Raw genomic sequence first — 22,290 nt, 5'->3', positions numbered from 1 at the left:
CCGTTCACCGCAGCACATGCGATGTTGCAAAGGTTTCATTGTGACGAGAGTTACCCGTCGAGGTCGGTCAGGTTCTTTTGAGCCGCAGTACTGATGACTTCGAGATCGTCGCTGCTCAATCGCAAACGCCCAGCCTTGGCGTTTTCCGCGGCTTGACCAGCATCACGCGCACCACAGAGTGAAAAAGTTATGCCCGGTTGTTGCACGGTCCAGGCGATGACCGTTTGGGCACACGTGGCCCCATGTGTTTCCGCAACCTCTGAAATGGCTTGCATGAGCTGCGCCACTTTTTGGCGATTGGCCATCGAGAAACGCGGGTTGTCCTTGCGTTGGTCATCCCCCTCAAACACGCGATCCGGGCCAATTTTGCCGCTTAACAAACCCAGCGCGAGCGACGAATAACTCAGGATCGACACACCTTTTTCAACACACAGAGGCGCCATTGTGGTGTCCAGATCCCGCTTGATCATGGAGTACTCTTCCTGCACCGCATCCAATTGACCTGCGGCGAGATAAGCGGCCACGTCCTCTGGTGTGGTATTGCTGGCGCCAATCGAACGGATCTTGCCTTGGGTTTTGAGCTGTTCCAAAGCTTCCATGGTCTCTTCAACCGGCGTTGTTGGGTCCTGCCAATGGGTGATGTAGTGGTCAATCACATCTGTGCCCAAGCGCTTCAGGCTTTGCTCCACCTCATAGATGATCGCGTCTTTCCCCAGATACCGATGCACTGGGCCGCTGTCGTAATCAAAAAAGTGATTTCCCTTTTGTGTGTGCCAGACCAAGCCACATTTGGTGGCCAAAACCACCTTGTCGCGGCGTCCCTTAAGGGCCTTGCCGACAATTTCCTCAGCCACGCCTTGCCCGTAGGCCGGCGCCGTGTCGATCAGGCTGATACCTTCGTCAATAGAGGCCTGAATGGCCTTGATGGATTTGGCCTCATCTGTGCCCCCCCACATCCAGCCGCCAATGGCCCAGGTGCCTAGCCCAATGGCGGAGGCCTGGATACCAGAGCGGCCAATTTCACGCGTCAGCATGTTGTGTTCCTGTCGATCAAGCATTGAGCACTTCCTCTTTCAGCAAGGCGGTTGCGGTGTGCTCGTCCGTGACAAGCGAGTTGAAATACCCACCATTAAGCGCAGCGGCGATGGGTTCGACCTTTTCGGCCCCCGACGCGATGGCAATGGTGACGGGAATGCGGGCCAATTCTTGCGGCAGCAGCGCCACAAGACGGGAGTTGTAGGTGTTGCCAGAAACACTGCCGTCTTCCTGAATGAGGTGGCCGAGAAATTCGCTGCGCACCCCGGTTTTATACAGCCGTGCACGCTCCACTTCTGACACTGGATGGGCCATGTAGTATGTGCTGTCCGCACCAACGACGGCTCCGATGCCCACCACAGCCACATTGGCGCTGCGGGCCTCACTCATGACCTCGCGCACAGACTTAACCGACATCACCAGATCGCGTTCGCCTTCGGAATCCGCGTGTAGCGGCGCATGAATAAGCCGCGCGCGGCCCGACAACTTGTCAGCCAGCTGCGTCGTGATGTGGTTCACGTCGGTGTAATGCTGCCCTTGAACGCCGCCGGTCATTGGCACCACTTCAACGTCATAATGCGCGCTGACAGACAGGTTCTCGATCATCACGCTGAGAGTTTTGCCGCCCGAAACCGCAATCTTGTCGCCATCCCGGATCGCATCCAGCAATAGGTTCGCAGCGCCCTTGCCCACTTCAGTTAAAGTCGATGTCTCGCTGCCTGTCACAGACGGCACCACCAAACACCGTTTCAAAGACCAGCGATCCGCGATTTCGCGTTCGAGATCAAAAAAGCGCATCAACGGGCTTTTGATCGTGATCTGCACCATGCCAAGTTCCCGGCCCTGCTTGATCAGACGGTTCACCTTGGCCGTTGAAAGCTCCAGCGCTTTGGCAATGTCAGACTGCGCACGTTCATCTTCATAATGCATCGACAACACACGCACGATGAGACGCATTTGTTCTGGATTTGGGGTCAGGGAACTCACGATACTTTGCCCTTTTGACTAACAAGGTGGTTGGTGGCCGCCGCTGTCAAAAGCGCCGCGCCGATTACAAGTGTTTGATAATACGCAGGGACAATCGTCAACATGCCGACGGTCAACGCCATGATGATCAGCGCACCGACAAAAGAGCGCAACACCCGCCCCTCGCCACCGCTGAACGCCGTCCCGCCAAGCAGGACCACCAGGATCGCGGTGAGCTCCATGCCGTCGCCAGACAGCGGATCCCCCAGAGACATAAAGCTGGATCGGGCAATCCCGGCCAAGGCTGCGGTGACACCAACGATGACATAGAGCAGGAAAACAGTGCGCCCAGTATTGATGCCAGAGAGTTTGGCCGCAGTTGGGTTACCGCCCGTTGCGGCTGCGTATTTGCCAAGCTTGCCGCGGTTTTGCACAACAATCAGCACCAACGTCACCGCCACGGCGACCCAGAAGGCAGCCGGCAACTTGAGAAACACCCCGTCCCGTCCATAGTCATTAAACCACGCCGGCATTTTCAATCCACCACCGGATTTGATCGCCGAAACCCCGTCCTGCACCAACAGCAGCGCAATGCCTTTGAACAAACTCAGCGTGATCAGTGTTGCGATCACAGGCGTGATATTGAGGCGCACAACCAAGATCCCATTGATCGCTCCCAATACGGCACCAGCCAGCATTGTCAGCAGAAAGGCGGGCACAAACGGCATGCCATTGATCGCCAACATCGCATAGATCACCGCGGTCAGCCCCATTGTGCTGCCAATGGACAAGTCGATGTAACCTGACACCATCAGCAATGTGAACGCGCCAGCAACAACAAGAATGGGCGCAGACACACGCAAGATATTGATGATGTTGCGCTTGTTGAGAAAGTTTCCCCGCTCAAACAAGGCAAATTGATCCAGATTGGCCAGGCTAAGCAGCGCTACGATGGCCACAAGCACAAAGTAGATATAGTAGTTGCGCAGGAAGTTGGCCGCACCAGACGCGACACTCTGTTCCGCAGTTTTGGATTGAGATGACATCGACATCGTACTCACTTATTCCGACGGGCCAGCGCCCAGGTTTGCGTGACAATCGCGAGGAAAACGGCCACCGCTTTGAGAATGAACTGCCAATCCGGCGAAAGCACCAATCCTGTGGCCGCAGAGGTGACCACCGCAAGAATGATGGCACCAAAGAACATGCCAATCACGGAGCCAAAGCCACCTGCAATGGCAACACCGCCAAGCAATGCAATGACCAGGGCATCAAACTCCATCAGCAGTCCCCGATTGGAAAACCCCGATTTGTACTCAGACGCCAGAAGGATCCCCACCACCCCGGCAATACCGGCACTAAACAGATAAAGCTTGGTGATATGGCGCGCCCGATCGATGCCAGACAGGCTTGCGGCCTCCGGGTTGGCGCCAATCCAATAGGTGATGCGGCCAAACACCATTTTCCGCTCCACAAATATGGCAACCACCAACAACAGCCCCATAAGCACCACGGGAAATTTTATGGATGTGCCAAACAAACTCAGATTTCCAAGATAGCCAAAGGCATCTGGCAAGTTTGTGTTGCGCTGTGAACCATGGGTGATGACCTGCGCAATGCCACGCGCCACCATCATTGTACCCAAGGTGACAATGATCGACGGGATGCCAAATCGCACCACAAACAACGCGTTCAGAGCACCAATTGCCAAAGACCCAAGTAGGGCACATGCAATCGCAAGCCCATAAGGAAGCCCAAGCCCAGTGGACAGCGCATTTGCGCCCTCCGTGCTTTGAGCAAACCAGACGGACAAAACACCGGACAAGGCCACAATGCCTCCCACCGACAGGTCAAAGTTGCCAGACACCAACAGGAAGGACACCCCTACGCCAAGCGCAATCACCGCCCAATTGTTGGTGACCAAATTGACCACATTCTGCCACTGGAAAAAATTGGGAACCAACAGCGAGGCTATCAGAAAGAGACTGATCGCAACCGCCGCCACAAGGGACGAGATGAACCCTTCGTCGCTCATTTTGGACCGCGTTGGCCCTGAAGGGAGAGTGTCTGTCACGCTGCTCATCGTGCATCCTCGTCTTGACCACCGGTCACCACATTCAAAATATGGGCGATATCCACATTTGGGCCGTTTTCGATTTCTTCTTGAAGACAACCGTCAAACATCAAGAACACACGGTCACAAATGCCTAGAACTTCTTCCAGTTCCGAGGAAAACACCGCCACCGCATTGCCTTCGTTTGCCAGGTCCTTGATGATTTCATAAATTTCAGTCTTAGCACCAACATCCACGCCGCGCGTTGGCTCATCCAGAAGCAGAAGGTCTGCCTGCGAAAACAGACACTTGGCCAGAACAACCTTTTGCTGATTTCCGCCAGAAAGCTTTTCCGTGTGTTTCTCGATGGAGCTGGTCGCGATGCCCAGCTGAGTGACAAACTCCTGGGCCGCAGTGCGCACGTCTTCAGCTTTGAACACACCGTTTTGCGTCACCCTTGGCAGGTTCATCACCGGCACGTTTTCACGAATGGTCAAACTGGTGAACAGACCCTGCGTGCGGCGTTCCTCCGGCACCAGCGCGATGCCTTTGGCAATCGCTTCTTTAGGTGTCCTGCCGCCGGGTTTGCCGTGAAATGTGACTTTCCCATCAAAAGAGTCCGCACCAAACAACGCCCGTGCCACCTCGGTTTTTCCGGCCCCAACCAGTCCATAAAACCCAATGATCTCACCTTCTTTGATGTCAAAGGACACATTTTTCAGAAGTTTGGTGTTCAAACCTTCGGCCTTGAGCACCACTTTTTCACCGATCTTGCCGCGCGGTGAATAGCTCTGAAACACCGTCCGCCCGATCATCATTTCAATCAGTTCCGCGCGTCCGTCCACGTCGCTCAGCGGGCAGGTGGTGATATGTTTGCCGTCGCGCATGACAGTGACCGTGTCACCCAACTCAAATATCTCGTCCAGCTTGTGAGAGATATAGATCACAGTGACATTGTTTTCGCGCAGTCGCCGAATAACCGTGAACAAACGCTCCACTTCGCGCTCTGATAGCGCCGCAGTGGGTTCATCCATAATGATAATGTTTGCGCCGGATGACGCCGCACGTGCAATTTCAACAATCTGTTTTTGCGCGACACTCAAAGTCGACACCCGTGCAGCCGGATCAATGGCAGGTTCAATCGTGGCCAAAGTCTGGGTCACTCGGTCTTCAAGGTCCGACTTCACAAAAAACCCAAATCGACTTTTCTCCATGCCCAACGTCAGGTTCTCTAGTACTGTCAGCTCGTCAACCACGTGCAGCTCTTGGAACAAAGTTGCTATCCCGCCCTCGCGTGCCTCTTGCGGACTGGTGGGGACGTAAGCCTTACCATTCACCGTCATCGCGCCGGCCGTTGGCGCAAGTGCGCCCGTCAGCATCTTAACCAGCGTTGATTTGCCCGCACCGTTCTCCCCAACCAAACAGTGCACCACACTGTTTTGAATAGAAAATGTGACATTGTCGACAGCCCGGACACCCGGATAGTCTTTTGTCAGCCCATCAACGGAGAGCACCGATGTTTTCTGCTCTTCGGTCATGCCTGCTTCCCCCTGGCTCGAAGCACTTCATCTCGACTTGCGACGCCTCAGCGTTGTGGGTTTGTCGCAATGCTCAAATAGTTCTGGCAAGCTGGCGATCCCTATGACCCATCCCCGGTCACGTCAGAACCGCCAACCGCCTTCGTGTGGACTTATCCGCCGAACTGGCTGTCCAACCACTTCTCCGCATCAGCTTTGTCCATTGTCCAATTGGAAATGGTATACGCTTTGTAGAAGAACTCTTCAGCGGTGTCCGATTTCGGCGCAACCTTACCCTCAAGCACGTCCATAATCAGGTCGATACGGCCCATCGCTGTTTCCAGCGGTGGCAAACCCATGGACACTTTCAGGCTCGAGTTCGGATCAAACACGTGGTCAACTTCAACCGCGTCAAAATCCACGCTGGCCACGATCTCTGTCAACGGCTTGCCGTTTTCAAATTTGCCGCGCCCAAGCTGGGACAGGCCCGCCATGGTGCCAACGGTCAGGTTTGACGCTTCCGAGTAGATCAGGTTCACTTCAGGACGCTGGGTCAAGAGGTCCACGATAATCTGCTTGGCCGCTTCCTGACCTTTGCTGGAGTCCAATGCGCCGAGGTTTTCGGCCGACGCATCCACAGACAACACACCTTCAACAAACGGCGCTGTACGCCCAGAGTTGACCTCTGTGTGGTTTGGCCAGCCAAGCTGCACCATCACAATTGGCTTGTCTGGATGGGCCTCTTTCCAAGCGGTCGCCATTTGGGCGCCCATTTCAAACGACACCGATGCTTCATCGCTGCGGGCCGTAGGAATGCCAGTGTCGGTGATTGGGCTAAAGAAGGAGGTCATGACAATGCCCTCGTCCAGCGCGTCCATCACACCAGGCGTTGCCGCCTCAGCATCCCAAATGTGCAACGTTGCTGCATCAAAGCCACCAGCAACAACCTGATCAACGTTTTGAGTCATCACCGCACTGTCGGCCTGACCGTCAAACACAACAACCTTCGCGCCATACTCCTCCATCGCGTATTTCTCAGCAGCCGCGGCTTGCGACTGGTGAAACACGTTGGACAAGTCTGAAACAAAGAACGCGATACGCTTACCATCGTCTGCAAGCGCCGACCCTGCCGATATCGCCAAGGATGACACCATCAACGTGGTCGCCATAAGTTTCTTTCCAAAGATCCCCATTACACACTCCTCCCATGCATTGGATCAAAGAGATGACAGTCACCTCACTTTTCCGGTTTCCCGCGCACCCTCCCGAATCCGCAATAAATATCAACCGATGAAATATAATTCACATAACGGAAATTTATGTCAACCCTGACGAATGATGTGCCACCCCAAAACTCTGTAGCACTTTCAACAGAAACACTATTTTGAGCGCCGTGACCTGATTTTTTTCGCTGATAAGACACCTCAGACACCATTTTCAGACCAGAATGGCGTGGGGTTTCCGGCGTGAATTTCAAGCGACTCAGGTTAAAATCAACGTTGGGGGGCAAGTCCGAGGCGACGCCGTCTTGTCTAACGATCGCGTAGACGATGCAGCCCAACCGAAAAATAGGCAAAGCCAAACCAATCCCGCCTTTAAGGCGGTCAATAATGCACAAACACATCAGGCCAAGAGTAAATTCAATCTCTTGACAAAAATTTTCAGGATTCAGATAACCGCTCCAGATCAGCCAAGGTTATGCCTCCGCCAGTCACCTGCTTGTGTCATGGAGGGATAAATGGCCTATACTTTCAAACTTCTACCTGTTTTTTCAGCTGCGCTGATTGCGCTGGCGAGCCCTGTGCTGGCGCGTGATATTACCCATGAATTGGGCACCACTGACGTGCCAGATGACCCAAAACGCATTGTGGTTCTGGAATTCAGCTACATCGACGCTTTGGCCTCTGTTGGCGTTGCGCCGGTTGGCCTGGCCGATGACGGCAAACGAGACCGTGTCATCGCGCCTTACATCGATGTGATTGGCGACGACTGGGTGTCTGTTGGAACACGCAAAACGCCAAGTCTAGAGATCATTGCATCGCTTCAGCCAGACCTGATCATTGCCGATAAAACCCGCCACACGGCGGCTTATGACACTCTGTCAGAAATTGCGCCGACAATTGTTCTGGACAGCCTTGGTGGAGACTACCACGCATCAGTCGCGCAGATGGCCGCGATTGGCACAGCGATTGGAAAATCCGTCGAAATGGAGGCGCGGATCACAGCGCATAAGGCGACGATGGCGGAGTATGTCGCTCAGATCAAACCAAAAGCAGAAGGCATTGCAGCACAGTTTGGCGTGACCAATGCCAAGGGTCTGTGGTTGCATTCTCCCCGCTCCTACAATGGGTCTCTGCTGGAAATGTTCGGTTTTGACAGCAACATGGAAACCGCTGATGGCGCGGTTTATGAAAAGGTGTATGTGCCGACCACGCTTGAGCAACTGTCGGAGATTGACCCCGATCTCCTGCTGGTTGGCGCCTATGCCGACCCCAGTTTTGTGGACGGCTGGGCTGGTGAAACCCTTTATGAGAACCTGACTTCGGTAAAAGCTGATCAGGTGCTTCCTGTGACCGCGCACAATTGGTCGCGCCTGCGCGGCATGTTGGCAGCAGAGATGACCGCCGCGGATGTCGTCAGAATCATGGACGCGCTTGAGTGAGCCATTCCGTAACAGCGCATGGCGCGGGTAAGCTTCCGCGCGGGCTGGCCGTTGGGCTGGCCTTGGCGGTGCTGTTCAGTGGTGCGCTGTTCTCCTTGGCAACCGGGGGACGATCAGACGTTGGGCTGACCGATCTCTGGGCGCCGGAGGGGATTGCGGCGACGGTCATCTATGACACCCGGGCGCCACGCATGTTTGCGGCGACGCTGTTGGGGCTCAACTTGTCCCTGTCAGGTTTGATCTTGCAAGCAGCGACACGCAATCCGCTGGCGTCACCTGCAATCTTGGGGCTGAACCAAGGCGCCGCCCTTGGCCTGTCTCTTGGGTTGGTGTTGCCCCTGTTTAGCGGCGTTCCTTTACAGGTAATGGCCCTTGTGGGGGCGTTTGGCGCAGGTGTTGTGACCTTTGCCATCTCCGGAGGATTTACCGGACGTATGGACTCCTTGCGTCTCGTACTTGGCGGTGTGGCTGTTGGGGCGTTTTCTTACGCCATGGTCCGTTTTGCCTTCACCCTTGAGGATGAATTGGCACGGTCAGTGGTGCGGTGGACCGTCGGGGATATCACCGACATTCGATGGCCCGCGGTGCGGCGTTTGGCCCTGTGGGGCTTGCCGGGATTGTTTGCGGCGCTTGCCTTGTCACAAAGATTGAATTTGATGGCCCTTGGACAAGCGTCCGCCCAAGGGCTTGGGGCAGATTCACGCATCACTCTGTTGTTGGGCACTTTGATAGCCGCTGCCTTGACCGGTGTCAGCGTATCAGTTGCGGGACCAATTGCCTTTGTTGGACTTGTGGTGCCACATCTTGCAAAGCTGCTATTTGGGGGCGACCATCGCATTTTGGTGCCCGTTTCGGCCCTGCTTGGCGCAGCGCTCATGTTGTATGCGGATGGGGTGTCCAAAGTTTTGACTGCGCCGGTTGAAGCACCGGTTGGCGTGGTTGTCGCCCTGATTGGAGCCCCTTGGTTTCTATGGCAGACCGTATTTGCGCGAGATCTGTCATGACCAGACGCGCGCGGATCACTCTGCCTTCTTTGGTCCTCCTGTTGACGCTGGCCTTTGTCTGGTCGCTCTCTGTTGGGGCGGTGAAGATACCGGCATCTGTGATCATCAATACTTTGTTTGATCTGGACGGCGATCAGCAGAGGTTCATCATCAATCGGTCGCGGTTGCCACGCAGTTTACTGGCCGTGCTCACCGGCGGAGCGATGGCCCTGTCAGGCGTTATTGTGCAGGCGCTTTTGCGCAATGCACTGGCCAGCCCCAAGATCATCGGCATCAACTCGGGGGCGGCTCTGGCGGTTTTGCTGGGCACGTCGCTGGCGCCGGACTTGGCTTTGGCCTGGTTGCCTTTGGTCGCTTTGCTGGGCGGGACGCTGGCAGCAGGAACAATTTACGGCCTTTCGGCCCTGCGCCCGATGTCGCCGGAGCGGTTGATTCTTGTTGGCATTGCGGTGGGATTGGTCTGCGACGCAGGGGTAGATTTCATTATGGTCACCGCCAGCACATTTGAAATTTCCGCACCTTTGGTTTGGCTCACTGGATCCCTTTGGGCGCGCGGTTGGCAGCATTTGTCCGCAGTTTGGCCATTCCTGTCGCTTTTGTCCGCACTCTGTCTGTGCCTTTTCTTCCGACTGGACCTTATGCGCTTGGGCACATCACAAGCCACGGCGCTGGGCGTGAATGTACGGCTGGAGCGCTTTGTACTTTTGGCGATTGCCACCTTGCTGGCCTCGATCTCAGTCAGTGTGGTGGGTGTCATTGGCTTTGTGGGGCTGATGGCCCCCCATATTGCCCGGCAGTTGGTGGGTGGGCGTCATGGGGTGCTTTTGCCCACAGCGATGCTGATAGGGGCGCTTCTGGTGGTCTTGGCAGACGCAACAGGTCGCGTGTTGGTGCCGCCGTTGGAAATTTCCGCCGGCATTCTGACGGCTCTGTTTGGCGCGCCATTCTTTGTTTTTATCCTTTTGACCAGCCGCATGGAGACGCGCGAATGAGCATTGAGTTGACTGATATTCGTGCCGGATATGGCGGGTTCATGCTGGATCAGGTAACCGCCACCATCAAGGCCGGTGAATTAACCGCACTGATTGGACCAAACGGTTGCGGAAAATCCACTTTGCTTAAAACCATTGCGCGCCAACTGCCATTGAGTGCCGGTACAGTGCGGATTTCGGGGCGAGATACAGCACGTGAACCCACCAAAGCCATTGCGCGGCAGGTTGCGGTGTTGCCTCAGCATCCTGTGGTGCCTCCCGGGATCAGCGTCGGGCAATTGGTTGGTTACGGCCGTGCGCCACATCAAAATCTGTTTGGTGTACGCAGCCGCACTGATCAGGAAAAAATCGAAGCCGCGCTGGAAGCTGTGGCGATTGCAGATTTGCGCGATCGCATGGTGAGTGAGCTTTCAGGAGGGCAGCGTCAGCGGGCGTTTTTGGCCATGTGTGTGGCACAGGACACGCCTTATGTGCTGCTGGATGAACCCACAAGTTTTCTGGACATCAAATACCAATATGAAGTCTTAGAGCTAACCGAGACCCTGCACGCGGCTGGAAAAACCATTGTGGCGGTTCTGCATGACATCGGTCACGCCGCGCGGTTTGCCACCAACCTTGTGGTGATGAAAGATGGGCGGCTGTACGCGACGGGCACCCCAAACCAAATCCTGACGCCAGAGCTTGTCGAGCAGGTGTATGGTCTGCGCACGCGTGTCTACGCCGATCCCGTAACGGGCAGCAAAATGGTGAGCCCGGTGCCAAATATGCAGCCGTCACTTGGCCATGAAACGGCCAGGACCATGTGTGTCGGGCTTGATTAGAGATTTTGGGCAGCCCCAACAATCTCGCGTCCCATTCAGCCGCCTTGGATCAGACCGTCTCTTGCCATTGATCTGCAAGACCACCCCCAATGCCCAGAACGTCGATTGCGCGCGCGGCCAGTTGATCCACGATCTGGTTCACCGACGTTGGGTTCAGGTAAAACGCGGGCACCGGTGGCATCACAATCGCCCCCATTTCGGTCACCGATGTCATGTTCCTGAGATGCGCCAACGTCAGTGGGGCCTCGCGGGCCAGTAACACCAACCGCCTGCGCTCCTTTAACTGCACGCCAGCTGCGCGGGTCAGCAGATTGTCATCCAACCCGGCAGCGATGGCGGCCAGCGACCGCATGGAGCACGGCGCGACAATCATGCCCGCAACAGGCACGGACCCCGAGGCAATGCTGGCGCCAATGTTGTGCACGTCGTGAACCTGCGAAGCCTGCGCCTTCAAGTGGTCCCACGCGTCTGGGCCGACCTCCTCTTTCAATGTGCGCTGAGCCGCCGCGCTGGCCACCAAATCCACCTCGGCACCCACTTCACGCAACTGACGCACCACTGAAACGCCTAAGGCCGCGCCTGACGCGCCGGCAATCCCCACGATCACTCTTACGTTGCGCATCATTTTGCGTCCTTTTTGAGCCCTGGCATCACCTGAGCAACGAGGCTTTCCGCAAAGGCCGCGTCCGCTGGCGCTGTGTGCATGACAGCGCCCCAATCACGGCGGGTCTCACTCTCAATTTTGATGGTGGCATCAAGGCCAATTTTTCCGGCCAATCCGGGCTCTGGCGAGGCAAAGTCCAGATAGTCCATGGGTGTGTTTTCAAGTTGCAAGACATCGCGCCCCGGATCCATCCGGCTGGCCAATGCCCAGGCAATGTCGTCCCAATTGCGCACATCGATGTCGTCGTCCACCACCACAATCATCTTGGTGTAGCTGAACTGCGGCAGCATCCCCCACAGCGCCATCATCACGCGACGGGCTTGACCGGGATAACGCTTGTCGATGCTGATAACCGCCATGCGGTATGAACAGGCTGCTGGCGGCAGCCATACGTCGCGGATTTCCGGGATCTGTGCTTGAATGGTTGGCAGTGCCAGATGGTTGAACACCTCTCCAATCACCGCAGGCTCATCCGGAGGCCGCCCCGTATAGGTCGACAAATAAAGCGGGTCTTTGCGGTGGGTCACTGCTGTGACTTGCATCACTGGGAACGGCTCCGCCTTGTTATAGTAGCCAGTGTGATCGCCAAATGGGCCCTCCGGCGCTGTCTCTGTCTGCGAAACATAGCCTTCCAATACAATTTCAGCATTTGCTGGCACCAGCAACGGCACCGTCTTGGCCGCAACCATCGCAGGCCGTTGCCCATTGAGCGCTCCGGCGAAGGTCAGCTCCGACACGGTTTCCGGCAAGGGCAAGGCGGCTGACAACAGTGTCGCGGGGTCTGCACCCAATACCACCGCCACCGGGGTTGGCTCCCCAGCTTGTGCCCAGCTTCTATGATGCGCCGCGCCGCCGCGATGAGGCAGCCACCGCATGATCAGCTTGTCGCGGTTGAGCACCTGCGCGCGATACACCCCCGCGTTATATTGGGTCACCTGTGCGGCCTCCACGCCACAAGGTTTGGTGATCACAACTGGCCAGGTGATCAGCGGCCCTCCGTCCCCCGGCCAATGCGTTTGCACCGGAATTTTTCCAAGATCCACCGCTGCGCCTTCATGCACAATCTGTTGAACAGGCGCGGATCGCACCGTCTTGGGCCGCGTATTAAGTGCGGCTTTCAGCATCGGCCAACGCGACAGCGCATCCCGCAAGCCGTCCGGGGGTGTTGGCGCCCGAAGTGCTGCCAAGAAATGTCCCAGCTCTGAGACATTCTCTAAAGAAATGCCCAGCCCTGCGGCCACCCGTTCGGAGGTGCCAAACAGATTTGTCACCACTGGCATGTCAAATCTGCGTCCCGCGTCTGATTGCGGCGTATCAAATTGCAACACTGGCCCGCCCCGCTCCAACACATGCCGATGCACAGCGGTCATCTGATGACGCACCGCGACCGGGGCCGTAACGGCTTGAAATTGGTCGGTCTCTTTGCACCAAGCCAGAAAGTCTCTCAGGCTAGCAAAAGGCGGAAGTTGGCGCACGGGGGAGTCCTGTTTTTGTCTGTCCGCTCCGCCTAACAGCAAAAATGCCGAGCGAAATTGACCACCGTCAATTTGCCCCTCCCCGTCAGACTTTACGAAGGGAGCAATCAAGACAAGACCAAGGGAGTCCTCCTTGTCCCAAACTTCTGTTTCCGTGCCTCGGTGCCCGCCTCTTTTGGCAGTGCCGTTGCGCGCTGTGCCGCTTGCGCCGCTCTCAGCCTCACTCACAGCTTTCTCGCGCCGGATTGCCACCTCACATCCCGGGTTGTTTCGCCGCTTGGGTGACTATGCCAACACGCCGTTTGTGATTGACCCAACCGATCTGCCGCTGGTGATCTTGTTGCATCCCGGCAATGGCAAACCCACCATCAAACTGACCCGCCGTCCGGTCGAAGGGGCCGCCCGCATCGCAGGGCCTTTGGCCGCGCTTCTGGGGCTTGTGCATGGCGGCTTTGATGGGGATGCGCTGTTTTTCTCACGAGATCTGGTGATCGAAGGTGATACCTCTGCCTCGCTTGCGCTGCGCAACGCCATTGATGACGCGGAAATCGACTTCTCGGAAGAGCTTATGAACCTGACCGGTCCGCTTGCCGCGCCGGTCCATCGAGCGTTGTTGCTGTTGGAACGGCGCACTGGCCTGTATCTCACCCGTCCGGAGGAACCCGCATGGTGATGGAAATTGTCTGCCCGGCGGGCACGCCTGCTGCTTTGCGGGCGGCTGTGAAAGCCGGAGCGCACACGATCTACTGCGGCTTTGCGGATGAAACCAATGCCCGCAATTTTCCGGGGTTGAACTTTGACCGGACCGAAATGCGCGAGAGCGTTGCCTTTGCCCATCAACATGGCTCGAAAGTTCTGGTGGCCATCAATACCTTCCCCCGCGCGGGCGACGAAGCCATCTGGCACCGCGCTGTGGCAGATGCGGACTCCTGTGGCGCGGATGCGGTCATCCTGGCCGACGCAGGGTTGCTTGATTACGCCGCGCGCAATCATCCAAACCTGCGCCGCCACCTGTCTGTACAGGCCGCTGCCGCGAATGCTGACATGGTCAACTTTTACGCAGAAACTTTTGACGTGAAGCGCGTGGTTTTGCCACGTGTGTTGTCGGTGCCGGAAATTGCCGCCATCAACGCGGAAACCGAAGTGGAAACCGAGGTCTTTGTGTTTGGCGGTCTTTGTGTGATGGCCGAGGGCCGCTGTTCGCTCTCCTCATATGCCACCGGGCGCTCGCCAAATATGAACGGCGTCTGTTCCCCGGCCAGCCACGTGGAATACCACGATCACAATGGGGTTCTGGATGCCCAACTGGGCGGTTACACCATCCACCGCGCGCAAAAAGGCGACGCTGCCCCGTATCCAACGCTCTGCAAAGGCTGTTTTACCGCAGGCGAGAAAACAGACCATTTGTTCGAAGACCCGGTCAGTCTGAATGCCGAGCAGCTGATCCCACAGTTGCAAAAAGCAGGCGTGACCGCCCTTAAGATCGAAGGCCGCCAGCGGTCGCGCTCTTATGTGACCCAAGTGGTGCGCAACTTCCGCGAGGCGGTGGACGCCTTGGAGGATGGCCGCCCCCTGCCGCAGGGCATGCTGGCCCGTCTGTCCGAAGGTCAGGCCATGACCACCGGCGCTTACAAAAAGACCTGGAGATAACCCATGCAGCTCACTGTGGCCCCCATCCCGTTTTTCTGGTCCAAAGACACTTGGTCTGCGTTTTATGAAGAAATCGCCGAGACGTCTGTTGACCGTGTGGTGCTGGGAGAATTGGTCTGTTCAAAGCGCCTGCCGTTTTTTCAGGATCAGATTCCAGGCGCAATCGAACGTTTGATCGCCGCTGGCAAAGACGTCGCCTTGACCAGCCTTGCCCTGATCACACTCAAACGCGAACGCAAGCTGACCGCCGATCTGGTGGAGATGGGCCTTGAGGTTGAGATTAACGACCTCTCCGTGTTGTCTTACCTGCCCAAAGGCACCAATTTCTCTGTTGGCCCGTTGGTGAATGTCTATAACGAAGGCACACTGCGTTGGCTGGCCTCGCTTGGGGCAACGCGTATCTGCCTGCCGCCAGAGTTGCCTCTGGCTTCAGTAGAGATACTTGCCAAAGAGGCCGAAGCGCTGGGTGTGACGATTGAGGTTTGGGGCCATGGCCGCCTGCCGTTGGCCATCTCTGGTCGCTGCTATCATGCGCGGCTGCACGGCCGCACCAAGGACAACTGTCAGTTTGCGTGCGAAGACGACCCAGACGGGTTGGATGTCGCCACGCTTGATGGGCAGCCCTTCTTGACCATGAACGGCGTGCAAACTTTGTCCGACAGCTACGCCACCACGGTGCATCAGATCGACCAATTGCGTGCTGCTGGCGTGACGGCCCTGCGCTTGTCTCCGCAATCACAAGGCTTTGCCGACCTATGCCACCAGTACCGCGCCTTGGTGGAGGGCCAATGCAGCAGCGAGGCTGTGCTTAACGCCATCACCGGGCAAACCCCTGAGATCCGCTTCTCAGACGGCTTTTTGACCGGAGACCGGGGTGTGGCCATGTCCACGCCTCCAATTGCTGCGAGGACGTGAGACACAGCGCATTCTGGCAGGCGCCTTACCGGCCGCTGTTCACAGCCGCCGGTGTTTGGGCTGTACTGTGCATCGCCTGGTGGCCTCTGGGCACGTCTTTCGGAGTGCCTGCGCCTGCAATGTCAGCGCCGGTGCTCTGGCATATTCATGAGCTGTTTTTTGGCTTTGCCACCGCAGCCGTTGGTGGCTACCTGCTGACGGCCATGCCCAATTGGATTGGCAAGCCCCCAGAGCGGGGCTTGGTACTCAAGGGCTTGTTGTGCGCGTGGATTGCCGCGCGCCTCGTCATGGCGGCCTTTGATACCATGCCGCTGGCTGTGGTGCTGCCGGTCAATGCCGCCTACTTGGTGGTTTTGGCAGGTCTCATGGCGATCCGCCTGAAGCGCGCCAAAGCGTACCCAAAGCTTGGTTTTGTCGCCGCAATCCTTATGTTGGCAACGCTGGATGCGACTTTCCTCATCTTGGCAAAATCCGGCGACGTTGCAGCCTGTATCGCGCTGACACAGCTCTTGCTTCTGGGCTTCGCACTCTTGCTGACATTTGTTGGCGCCCGCATGATCCCGGCGTTCACACAAAGCTGGCAGCAGATCACAGGTCGTTATGACCTTGCGGTACACCTCCGGCCCCGCGCGCGGGTGTGTGCACTGCTCGCCCTGTTGGTGGCTGTGGTCGCCACAGTGCTGAGCCTGCCTTGGCTGGGCCCGCTTGCGCTCTTGATTGCGTCCTTCTGCACACTGTTCACAGCCACGGGCTGGCGCAGCATTATAACCCGGCACAATCCGCTGCTCGCGGGACTTCATGTCGCCTACCTCTGGTTGCCACTTGGCCTTGCCGCCCTCGCCCTCACAGACCTCTTCCCCGCCATCTATCCCGCGGGGGCCACCAAACACGCGCTCACCATAGGGGCCATTTCCGGCCTGATCCTTGCTGTCGCAGGCCGCGCAGGATCACACACGCCTTCTGGCCAGCTCAAAGCCCCCAAGCCGCTCATCCTCGCCATGATCTGCCTCTGGCTTGCCACCACCCTGCGCCTGATCGCGCCCTTGTCATCTTCCGAAACCACACTCCTCAATGGGGCAGCCCTGCTCTGGATCACCGCTTGGAGCGCCTTCCTGATCACCCTGCGTCCCAGCCTCATCGGCGCGCCGGTCCGCCCGGTGCTCAGCGGCAAAAAGGCCCCCAAAACCTAGCGCTCACTTGGGTCTGCGTGTGAGAGCGTCTTGTAGGGGCCCCAATCCTCAATCTCGGGATAAAACTGCCGCCGCCAAGCCCGCACCCGCGGATTGAACATGCGTCGCCACAACGGGGGCACCATCGCCAGCGCCGTCATTGGCGGATAACCGGTGGGCAACATCGGCACTTCGCTTTCATCATAGACCTGCAACAGAGGAAACCGCCGCATCGGGTGCACATGGTGATCGGCATGGCGCTGCAAATTGATCAGCAACGCTCCGGACACTTGATGGGCCGAGTCCCAGCTGTGATGTGGCTTCACTGGTTCATATTTGCCCTCGCCGAGGTATTTCCGTGTCAGCCCGTAGTGCTCCACATAGTTGGTCAGTTCCAGCTGCCACACCGCAACCAACGCCTGAAACGCAAACAGCCCCAGCCCAACCCAGCCACCAATGCCAAAGGCCAGCGCCAAGAATCCCGCCTGCAAGCCGAGGTATTTCCAAATCGGGTTGGACAGGTGCGTGGAGGGCAATCCTTTGCGGGCCAGCATCGCCTTTTCCGCCCGCCAGGCTGAGCCAAACCCAGTCGTCAGCACCCGCGCAAATGCCCGGTGAAACCCTTCGTTGTAGCGGGCAGTGACCGTATCGCGGCCCGTGCCCACATATGGGTGATGCACCAACAGATGTTCGGTGCGAAAATGCCCATAGAGCACCAAGGCCATCAGAAAATCACCCAGATTGCGCTCCAACTTGTTGGGCTTGTGAAACAGCTCATGCGCATAGACGATCCCGACAGTGCCGGTGGTCACGCCAATGCCAAACATAATTGCCAATGCTTCCCAGACGCCATAGTCCGCGACCCGTGTCACGTAATACAGCGCGCCAAACACGAGGCAGAACTGGATCGGAAACCAGATGATCGTCAGCAGGCGAAACCAGAAGAGTTCGTTCACCGGCGTATCTGGGTCCGGATTGCGCAAATCCTGTCCCAGCACGACGTCCAGCAACGGCATCAGGACCCAGCCATAAGCCGGGATCAACGCCACGGTCCAACCGCCCTTGATCACGGCCAGGATCACCAGCGGCACAAAGGTGAGTGTCAGCCAATACGGCCACGCGCGCAGCCGCGCCTTGTCCGGCGTTGTGGTCATCTCAGTCATGTGTCTTGTCCTTTGCCGCACCGCGAGGTGTGAGTTTGAGCCATATCCCGTCTTTGGACCGCACCGTCAGATGAGCCACCGGAACAGCAGGCTTTTCTGTCACAACCTCAAAGCGGTACGCCCGCACCAGCATTGCGAGCAAAAGCGTCCCTTCGGCCATGGCAAAGGCTGACCCCGGGCAGACCCGTTGCCCGGCGGAAAACGGAATATAGGCTTTGCGCAGGCACGCCTTGCCGTTTGGGGTTTCAAACCGGTCCGGATCAAACTCATCCGGCCGCTCCCAAAGCCGTTCGTGCCGGTGCAGGTGCCATGGACTCAGAATAACCTGCGAGCCGCGCTTCACGTCGCGCTTGCGGAAATGCTCGGGACAGGCCGCCTCCCGCACATACATCGGCACCGGCGGGTAAAGCCGCATGGCTTCGCGAAACACCGCCCGCGCTGCCCGCAGTTTTGACAGGGCTGAGAAATAGATCTTCTCTGGCGCAATCGCCTCCTGTGCCTCGGCCGCAACCTTGTCCTGCCACTCGGGGTAAAGCGCAAGTAAGTAGAGCGACCAGGACAGGGCCGCAGCCGAGGTCTCATGCCCCGCCAGAAAGAAGATTGCGACCTGATCGATCATTTCGTCGGTCTCAAACGTCTTTCCCGTCTCCGGGTCTGGCGTGGTCATGATCTTGGTGGCCAGATCGTCCGGCGCGGTTCCCGCCGCGATTTGCGCGGCCCGCGCTTCGGTCAATTGCCCAATCAGGCCACGAATGGTGCGCGCGGTCTCTTTGGTTTTGCGGGAATGAAAACGTGGCAACCACTTGGGCATGGGCAACACGGCGGCCACATTGGCCAAGGGTTGGGCCGCCTGATGGGTTTTGAAGGTTTCAAAGGCCGCCGCAGCGATCTCATGTTCGATGGGCACTGAAAACAGGGTGCGAAAAATCACATCCATGGCCACATGGCTGCAATGGCCCTCCATCTCAACTGGGGTGCCGTCCGCAAGCGGGCGCAGCCGGTCCACAATGGCCACACCGCTGTCCCACATCGCCGGAAACACGCTGCGCAGCCGCCCGCCTTCAAATGCAGGATCAATGATCCGCCGCTGACGCGCCCACAGCGCGCCGTTTGAGATAAAGATCGACTCCCCCAAAAGGGGCTTAAGCCCCACCCGCATGCGCTCTGATTTCGGGAAATCCATGGGGCGTTGTTTGAGCACCAGTTCCACCAACTCAGGATCATTGCACAGGTAAGACTGGAAAAACGGCGTGCGCATCTCCGCCATCCACGCGCGATACAAATGCGCAGGTTGGGCGGACAGAATATCCTGCCGAAACAGCTTCAGATAGGACCAGAGCGACACCTTTCCGGCGCGCGGTTTTGGCTTTGGAGGAGACTGCGGCGGGGCTGCGTGCGGGGTGTCAAACACTGTATTGTCCATCAAATTTCCTGCGCAAACAGCACGCAATTCAACCAGATGTAGAAGGGAAAATTTTGCGGTCATTGATTGTTGTCAAAAAACCGGCCGTCAATTTGTGACACAGCAGTTTTACCCGGCCACATCCTCCCATGGCCCAGCTTATGAGGTCTTCATGCGTTTGCCATCTCCCTCGGCCCACCCCTGCAGCCAATGTGCTTTTTATGATCAAAGCGTGTGGCAGCCCGTTGGCAAGGGTGCCATGTCTTTTTTGACCGGCGGATTTTCTCGCAGCGAGTTTGCCGAAGGTCAGGCACTCTACATGCAAGGGGATGAAAACCGCGGAGTATTCTGTGTGTCGCGTGGCCTTTTTGCCATTCGCGCGCACAGTGAAACCGGCAACACCACCTTGCTAAAGCTCGCATATCCCGGCGACGTTATTGGCTTCCGCTCCTACCTCGCAAACGACACTCACAAAACCGAAGCCCGTGCCCTTATGCCGTCCCGGGTGTGTACGGTGGCGCATCGCAACGCCAACCGGCTGGTGCAAACTGATGCCAAAGTGCTGGCCCGTCTCACCGCGCGCAGCATTGCAGAGATTGACGCCGCCCGTGATCGGATCATTGATGCGGCAACCGAAAGCAACCAGACCAGACTGGCCCGTATCTTGGGCAAATTGATGCAGGCGCACGGCACCCGCGACGGCGCTTATTTGCGCATGCATTTGCCATTGTCGCGAACCGACTTGGCAGATCTGTTGGGTATCAAACCAGAGACAGTCTCACGTGTTCTCAATCGATTGAAGGCGGACGGGCAGTTTGTCGTGTCGGGGCGCGACATCCGAATGCCTATTCTCCAACCGCACACCTCCGCGCTCAGCGGATCGTAACCGCCAAACCGGCACCTCTACGCCTTCAACTGCAGCCGGTGATCCTTTAGCCGCCAGCCCTCTGGAGTCTTAACCAATGTTTCAAAATAGCGCCCCACCACATAGGGTTTGATTTCGCCCTCCAAATTCTGGATCGACCGGCTGATACAGCTCAACTCTGCCGTCTGCCCGTCCCCACCGATTACAAAGTTGCTCCACACATGGGCCAACCCTGGCGGGAAAGACGCCGCGTTTGCTTTGGTCCAGGCCACAATGGCATCGCGCCTCTGCAGATCAATGCTCAACTCCGCCACCACAAAACTGACGTCCTCCACAAGCAACGCCCCCCGCAGGGCCTACGCAAGGCGTTGCACGCCGCTCAAGCAGACCTCGCAGGGTTTGATTACGACGAATACTTCTACTGGTTTCTTGCCCACCATTTGCTGGAACCGCAAAACGACACGTTTGAAACACGCACTTGGGCGCGAATCTCTCCGCTACTTGGCGAAGCCTGACAAAAACTGCACTTATAAAACCCAACCAATTTTCACACAAAGTAGTGTCGTCAAGATGGTGACTCAATCTAAACTTGCATTCTATCCATCCATACACGTATTTGGCTTGATGACCGCGCAAACTTACGTCTAGCTGCGCGCATATCCTCCAACAGGACCTTTCTCATGACTCCCACTCAGTCCCCAGGGACCGTGCGCCTCATTATGGCGCTGTTCTTCTTGCACCCATTTGCACTTGGCGGATGGTTGCCGCACATCCCACATGTGCAATCCAAACTTGACCTGACCAACGCGCAGCTCGCCCTGTCGCTTCTCGGCCTGCCCCTGGCCTTTGTGTTCATTTCGAAACTGGGCGCAAAAATCGTGGCGCAATACGGTGCGCCAAGAGTCCTCCAGGTCTTTTTCCCAATCCAAGCAGTCACAGTTGTGTTGCCGCTTTACGCCATCAACCAGGTCACGCTATTTTTAGCCCTGCTTGTCTTTGGTGCGTCGATGACCTGCCTCAATGTGGCGCTCAACGTCTACGCAGGCCAACTTGAGAAAGCCGCAAAGAAATCCGTAATGAACCGCTGTCACGGTTTCTGGGCGCTTGGCCTAACGGTTGGCTCCTTCTTGGCCGCAATGTTCACCGTTGCCTTGTCGCCTGCAGTCACTGTGCTTGCCCTCACCGCAAGCACCACAGTCCTGGCTATATGGCTTGCGCGGCCTCTGCCCAATCTGCGCCCGAAAAATTCAGACACCCAAAACGCAACCAAACGCCGCAAGCTGCGCGATTACCCAACACCCCTGTTTCTGATCGTACTTTTTGTGGTCTCCGTCACCATGGCCGAAGGCGCAATGGCCAACTGGGGGGCCGTCTATATGGCGGAACGTCTGCCGGAAGGCGCCAGCACCGCAGGCCTTGCTATAACCGTGTTTTCCGCCTTTGTGGCCTTTGGCCGTTTCATCGGTGATTTCTTGAAAGTCCGCATGGGCAGCACCAATCTCGCCCGCATGAACGTTGGCCTTGCCATCATTGGCTTGGTGATCCTGGTGGCACCGTTCCCGCCTCTGGTGTCTTTTGTCGGCTTTGCCTGCATAGGTCTGGGTCTCTCGGTTGGCTTCCCGCTGGCTGTGTCCGCCGCCGCTGCGCTGGAAGATGAACACGACGCCGACAACATCGCCTTCCTGTCGATCATGGCCGTCGGCACCAATGTGGTTGCGCCGCCTATCATTGGGCTACTGGCGGATAATGTTGGCATTTCCCTTGCCTTGGCCGCGCTTTTACCAGGTCTCTGCCTCAGCTTTGTGATGGCCCGTCATTTGACCCCAACACCTGAGCTGGCCAAAGCGGCCCCAGCCTAAACGCAGGTCTGCTCCAACATCAATTACCGTTCGTGCCCGCGTATTTTCCCCAACGCGCGGGCACGTTTGTTTCCTCTT

The 22,290-nt window shown here is 57.2% G+C and carries 22 protein-coding genes; 10 read left to right on the top strand and 12 right to left on the bottom strand.

Going from position 1 to position 22,290, the window contains the following annotated elements; translation table 11 throughout:
• Window positions 1-50: 50 nt before the first annotated feature.
• The 7 genes from QOL67_RS12545 to QOL67_RS12515 form a co-directional block, all read right to left on the bottom strand.
• Window positions 51-1,058 (bottom strand): aldo/keto reductase, encoded by a 1,008-nt coding sequence (locus QOL67_RS12545; RefSeq protein WP_283426305.1) that lies wholly within the window; start codon window positions 1,056-1,058, stop codon window positions 51-53.
• Window positions 1,051-2,022 (bottom strand): sugar-binding transcriptional regulator, encoded by a 972-nt coding sequence (locus QOL67_RS12540; protein WP_283426304.1) that lies wholly within the window; start codon window positions 2,020-2,022, stop codon window positions 1,051-1,053. Before QOL67_RS12540 ends, QOL67_RS12545 begins: the two co-directional genes overlap by 8 nt.
• Window positions 2,019-3,053 carry an ABC transporter permease gene (locus QOL67_RS12535; protein WP_283426303.1) on the bottom strand — a complete coding sequence of 345 codons (1,035 nt, stop codon included), beginning with the start codon at window positions 3,051-3,053 and terminating at the stop codon, window positions 2,019-2,021. The genes QOL67_RS12540 and QOL67_RS12535 overlap by 4 nt, the downstream gene beginning before the upstream one ends.
• Window positions 3,054-3,058: 5 nt before the next feature.
• Window positions 3,059-4,084 (bottom strand): ABC transporter permease, encoded by a 1,026-nt coding sequence (locus QOL67_RS12530; RefSeq protein ID WP_283426302.1) that lies wholly within the window; start codon window positions 4,082-4,084, stop codon window positions 3,059-3,061.
• Complete coding sequence (locus QOL67_RS12525; protein ID WP_283426301.1) at window positions 4,081-5,592, bottom strand: sugar ABC transporter ATP-binding protein; 1,512 nt, start codon at window positions 5,590-5,592, stop codon at window positions 4,081-4,083. The genes QOL67_RS12530 and QOL67_RS12525 overlap by 4 nt, the downstream gene beginning before the upstream one ends.
• Window positions 5,593-5,744: 152 nt before the next feature.
• The gene (locus tag QOL67_RS12520) at window positions 5,745-6,764 is read right to left on the bottom strand and encodes a sugar ABC transporter substrate-binding protein (protein ID WP_283426300.1); all 1,020 of its coding nucleotides are present in this window, start codon (window positions 6,762-6,764) and stop codon (window positions 5,745-5,747) included.
• A 44-nt stretch (window positions 6,765-6,808) separates the two neighbouring features.
• Complete coding sequence (locus QOL67_RS12515) at window positions 6,809-7,153, bottom strand: hypothetical protein (RefSeq protein WP_283426299.1); 345 nt, start codon at window positions 7,151-7,153, stop codon at window positions 6,809-6,811.
• Window positions 7,154-7,309: 156 nt separating this feature from the next.
• On the opposite strand from QOL67_RS12515, the gene QOL67_RS12510 reads away from it, so the two are divergent.
• From QOL67_RS12510 to QOL67_RS12495, 4 genes are read left to right on the top strand one after another with little or no spacing between them, the layout of a single operon-like run.
• The gene (locus tag QOL67_RS12510; protein WP_283426298.1) at window positions 7,310-8,233 is read left to right on the top strand and encodes an ABC transporter substrate-binding protein; all 924 of its coding nucleotides are present in this window, start codon (window positions 7,310-7,312) and stop codon (window positions 8,231-8,233) included.
• Window positions 8,230-9,237, top strand: a complete 1,008-nt coding sequence (locus QOL67_RS12505) for a FecCD family ABC transporter permease (RefSeq protein ID WP_283426297.1) — start codon at window positions 8,230-8,232, stop codon at window positions 9,235-9,237. The genes QOL67_RS12510 and QOL67_RS12505 overlap by 4 nt, the downstream gene beginning before the upstream one ends.
• Entirely contained in the window at window positions 9,234-10,229 is a 996-nt protein-coding gene (locus QOL67_RS12500; protein WP_283426296.1) for a FecCD family ABC transporter permease, read from the top strand. The genes QOL67_RS12505 and QOL67_RS12500 overlap by 4 nt, the downstream gene beginning before the upstream one ends.
• Window positions 10,226-11,050 carry an ABC transporter ATP-binding protein gene (locus QOL67_RS12495; protein ID WP_283426295.1) on the top strand — a complete coding sequence of 275 codons (825 nt, stop codon included), beginning with the start codon at window positions 10,226-10,228 and terminating at the stop codon, window positions 11,048-11,050. Before QOL67_RS12500 ends, QOL67_RS12495 begins: the two co-directional genes overlap by 4 nt.
• A gap of 49 nt (window positions 11,051-11,099) precedes the next feature.
• On the opposite strand, the gene QOL67_RS12490 is transcribed toward QOL67_RS12495, so the two are convergent.
• A complete protein-coding gene (locus tag QOL67_RS12490) occupies window positions 11,100-11,672 on the bottom strand; it encodes a UbiX family flavin prenyltransferase (protein WP_283426294.1) in 573 nt (190 codons plus the stop codon).
• On the bottom strand, window positions 11,672-13,189 hold the full coding sequence (locus QOL67_RS12485) for a UbiD family decarboxylase (protein WP_283426293.1): 1,518 nt from the start codon (window positions 13,187-13,189) through the stop codon (window positions 11,672-11,674). Before QOL67_RS12485 ends, QOL67_RS12490 begins: the two co-directional genes overlap by 1 nt.
• A gap of 133 nt (window positions 13,190-13,322) precedes the next feature.
• Between QOL67_RS12485 and ubiT the strand changes: the two genes are divergently transcribed.
• The 4 genes from ubiT to QOL67_RS12465 are packed head-to-tail and all read left to right on the top strand — an operon-like array spanning window position 13,323 to window position 16,944.
• Complete coding sequence (gene ubiT / locus QOL67_RS12480; RefSeq protein ID WP_283426292.1) at window positions 13,323-13,862, top strand: ubiquinone anaerobic biosynthesis accessory factor UbiT; 540 nt, start codon at window positions 13,323-13,325, stop codon at window positions 13,860-13,862.
• A complete protein-coding gene (gene ubiU, locus QOL67_RS12475) occupies window positions 13,862-14,839 on the top strand; it encodes a ubiquinone anaerobic biosynthesis protein UbiU (protein ID WP_283426423.1) in 978 nt (325 codons plus the stop codon). The genes ubiT and ubiU overlap by 1 nt, the downstream gene beginning before the upstream one ends.
• Before the next feature lie 3 nt (window positions 14,840-14,842).
• On the top strand, window positions 14,843-15,754 hold the full coding sequence (gene ubiV, locus QOL67_RS12470; RefSeq protein WP_283426291.1) for a ubiquinone anaerobic biosynthesis protein UbiV: 912 nt from the start codon (window positions 14,843-14,845) through the stop codon (window positions 15,752-15,754).
• Window positions 15,751-16,944 carry an NnrS family protein gene (locus tag QOL67_RS12465; RefSeq protein ID WP_283426290.1) on the top strand — a complete coding sequence of 398 codons (1,194 nt, stop codon included), beginning with the start codon at window positions 15,751-15,753 and terminating at the stop codon, window positions 16,942-16,944. The genes ubiV and QOL67_RS12465 overlap by 4 nt, the downstream gene beginning before the upstream one ends.
• On the opposite strand, the gene QOL67_RS12460 is transcribed toward QOL67_RS12465, so the two are convergent.
• Together QOL67_RS12460 and QOL67_RS12455 are read right to left on the bottom strand one after the other, a co-directional pair.
• Window positions 16,941-18,077 (bottom strand): alkane 1-monooxygenase, encoded by a 1,137-nt coding sequence (locus tag QOL67_RS12460; protein WP_283426422.1) that lies wholly within the window; start codon window positions 18,075-18,077, stop codon window positions 16,941-16,943. The two genes, QOL67_RS12465 and QOL67_RS12460, sit on opposite strands and share 4 nt — an antisense overlap.
• Before the next feature lies 1 nt (window position 18,078).
• Window positions 18,079-19,509: a cytochrome P450 gene (locus QOL67_RS12455; protein WP_283426289.1), complete on the bottom strand. Its 1,431-nt coding sequence runs from the start codon at window positions 19,507-19,509 to the stop codon at window positions 18,079-18,081.
• A 238-nt stretch (window positions 19,510-19,747) separates the two neighbouring features.
• Here QOL67_RS12455 and QOL67_RS12450 point away from each other — a divergent pair, with 238 nt between their 5' ends.
• Window positions 19,748-20,374 (top strand): Crp/Fnr family transcriptional regulator, encoded by a 627-nt coding sequence (locus QOL67_RS12450; protein WP_283426288.1) that lies wholly within the window; start codon window positions 19,748-19,750, stop codon window positions 20,372-20,374.
• A gap of 17 nt (window positions 20,375-20,391) precedes the next feature.
• On the opposite strand, the gene QOL67_RS12445 is transcribed toward QOL67_RS12450, so the two are convergent.
• Entirely contained in the window at window positions 20,392-20,688 is a 297-nt protein-coding gene (locus QOL67_RS12445; RefSeq protein ID WP_283426287.1) for a nuclear transport factor 2 family protein, read from the bottom strand.
• Between the two features lie 345 nt (window positions 20,689-21,033).
• Here QOL67_RS12445 and QOL67_RS12440 point away from each other — a divergent pair, with 345 nt between their 5' ends.
• Entirely contained in the window at window positions 21,034-22,212 is a 1,179-nt protein-coding gene (locus tag QOL67_RS12440; RefSeq protein ID WP_283426286.1) for an MFS transporter, read from the top strand.
• Window positions 22,213-22,290: the final 78 nt, after the last annotated feature.

The organism is Shimia sagamensis (genome assembly GCF_900182745.1).
Lineage (GTDB): Bacteria > Pseudomonadota > Alphaproteobacteria > Rhodobacterales > Rhodobacteraceae > Shimia > Shimia sagamensis.
Note: the sequence above shows the minus strand (reverse complement) of the source record. Positions and strands in the feature narration are given on the sequence as shown.

What these genes read in the sequence shown, in the direction of transcription:
- QOL67_RS12545 (WP_283426305.1), bottom strand. Translation starts at nt 1,058, where the DNA reads ATGCTTGATCGACAGGAACACAACATGCTGACGCGTGAAATTGGCCGC.
- QOL67_RS12535 (WP_283426303.1), bottom strand. Translation starts at nt 3,053, where the DNA reads ATGTCGATGTCATCTCAATCCAAAACTGCGGAACAGAGTGTCGCGTCT.
- QOL67_RS12530 (WP_283426302.1), bottom strand. Translation starts at nt 4,084, where the DNA reads ATGAGCAGCGTGACAGACACTCTCCCTTCAGGGCCAACGCGGTCCAAA.
- QOL67_RS12525 (WP_283426301.1), bottom strand. Translation starts at nt 5,592, where the DNA reads ATGACCGAAGAGCAGAAAACATCGGTGCTCTCCGTTGATGGGCTGACA.
- QOL67_RS12520 (WP_283426300.1), bottom strand. Translation starts at nt 6,764, where the DNA reads ATGGGGATCTTTGGAAAGAAACTTATGGCGACCACGTTGATGGTGTCA.
- QOL67_RS12510 (WP_283426298.1), top strand. Translation starts at nt 7,310, where the DNA reads ATGGCCTATACTTTCAAACTTCTACCTGTTTTTTCAGCTGCGCTGATT.
- QOL67_RS12500 (WP_283426296.1), top strand. Translation starts at nt 9,234, where the DNA reads ATGACCAGACGCGCGCGGATCACTCTGCCTTCTTTGGTCCTCCTGTTG.
- QOL67_RS12495 (WP_283426295.1), top strand. Translation starts at nt 10,226, where the DNA reads ATGAGCATTGAGTTGACTGATATTCGTGCCGGATATGGCGGGTTCATG.
- QOL67_RS12490 (WP_283426294.1), bottom strand. Translation starts at nt 11,672, where the DNA reads ATGCGCAACGTAAGAGTGATCGTGGGGATTGCCGGCGCGTCAGGCGCG.
- ubiU (WP_283426423.1), top strand. Translation starts at nt 13,862, where the DNA reads ATGGAAATTGTCTGCCCGGCGGGCACGCCTGCTGCTTTGCGGGCGGCT.
- ubiV (WP_283426291.1), top strand. Translation starts at nt 14,843, where the DNA reads ATGCAGCTCACTGTGGCCCCCATCCCGTTTTTCTGGTCCAAAGACACT.
- QOL67_RS12460 (WP_283426422.1), bottom strand. Translation starts at nt 18,077, where the DNA reads ATGACCACAACGCCGGACAAGGCGCGGCTGCGCGCGTGGCCGTATTGG.
- QOL67_RS12455 (WP_283426289.1), bottom strand. Translation starts at nt 19,509, where the DNA reads ATGGACAATACAGTGTTTGACACCCCGCACGCAGCCCCGCCGCAGTCT.
- QOL67_RS12450 (WP_283426288.1), top strand. Translation starts at nt 19,748, where the DNA reads ATGTCTTTTTTGACCGGCGGATTTTCTCGCAGCGAGTTTGCCGAAGGT.
- QOL67_RS12440 (WP_283426286.1), top strand. Translation starts at nt 21,034, where the DNA reads ATGACTCCCACTCAGTCCCCAGGGACCGTGCGCCTCATTATGGCGCTG.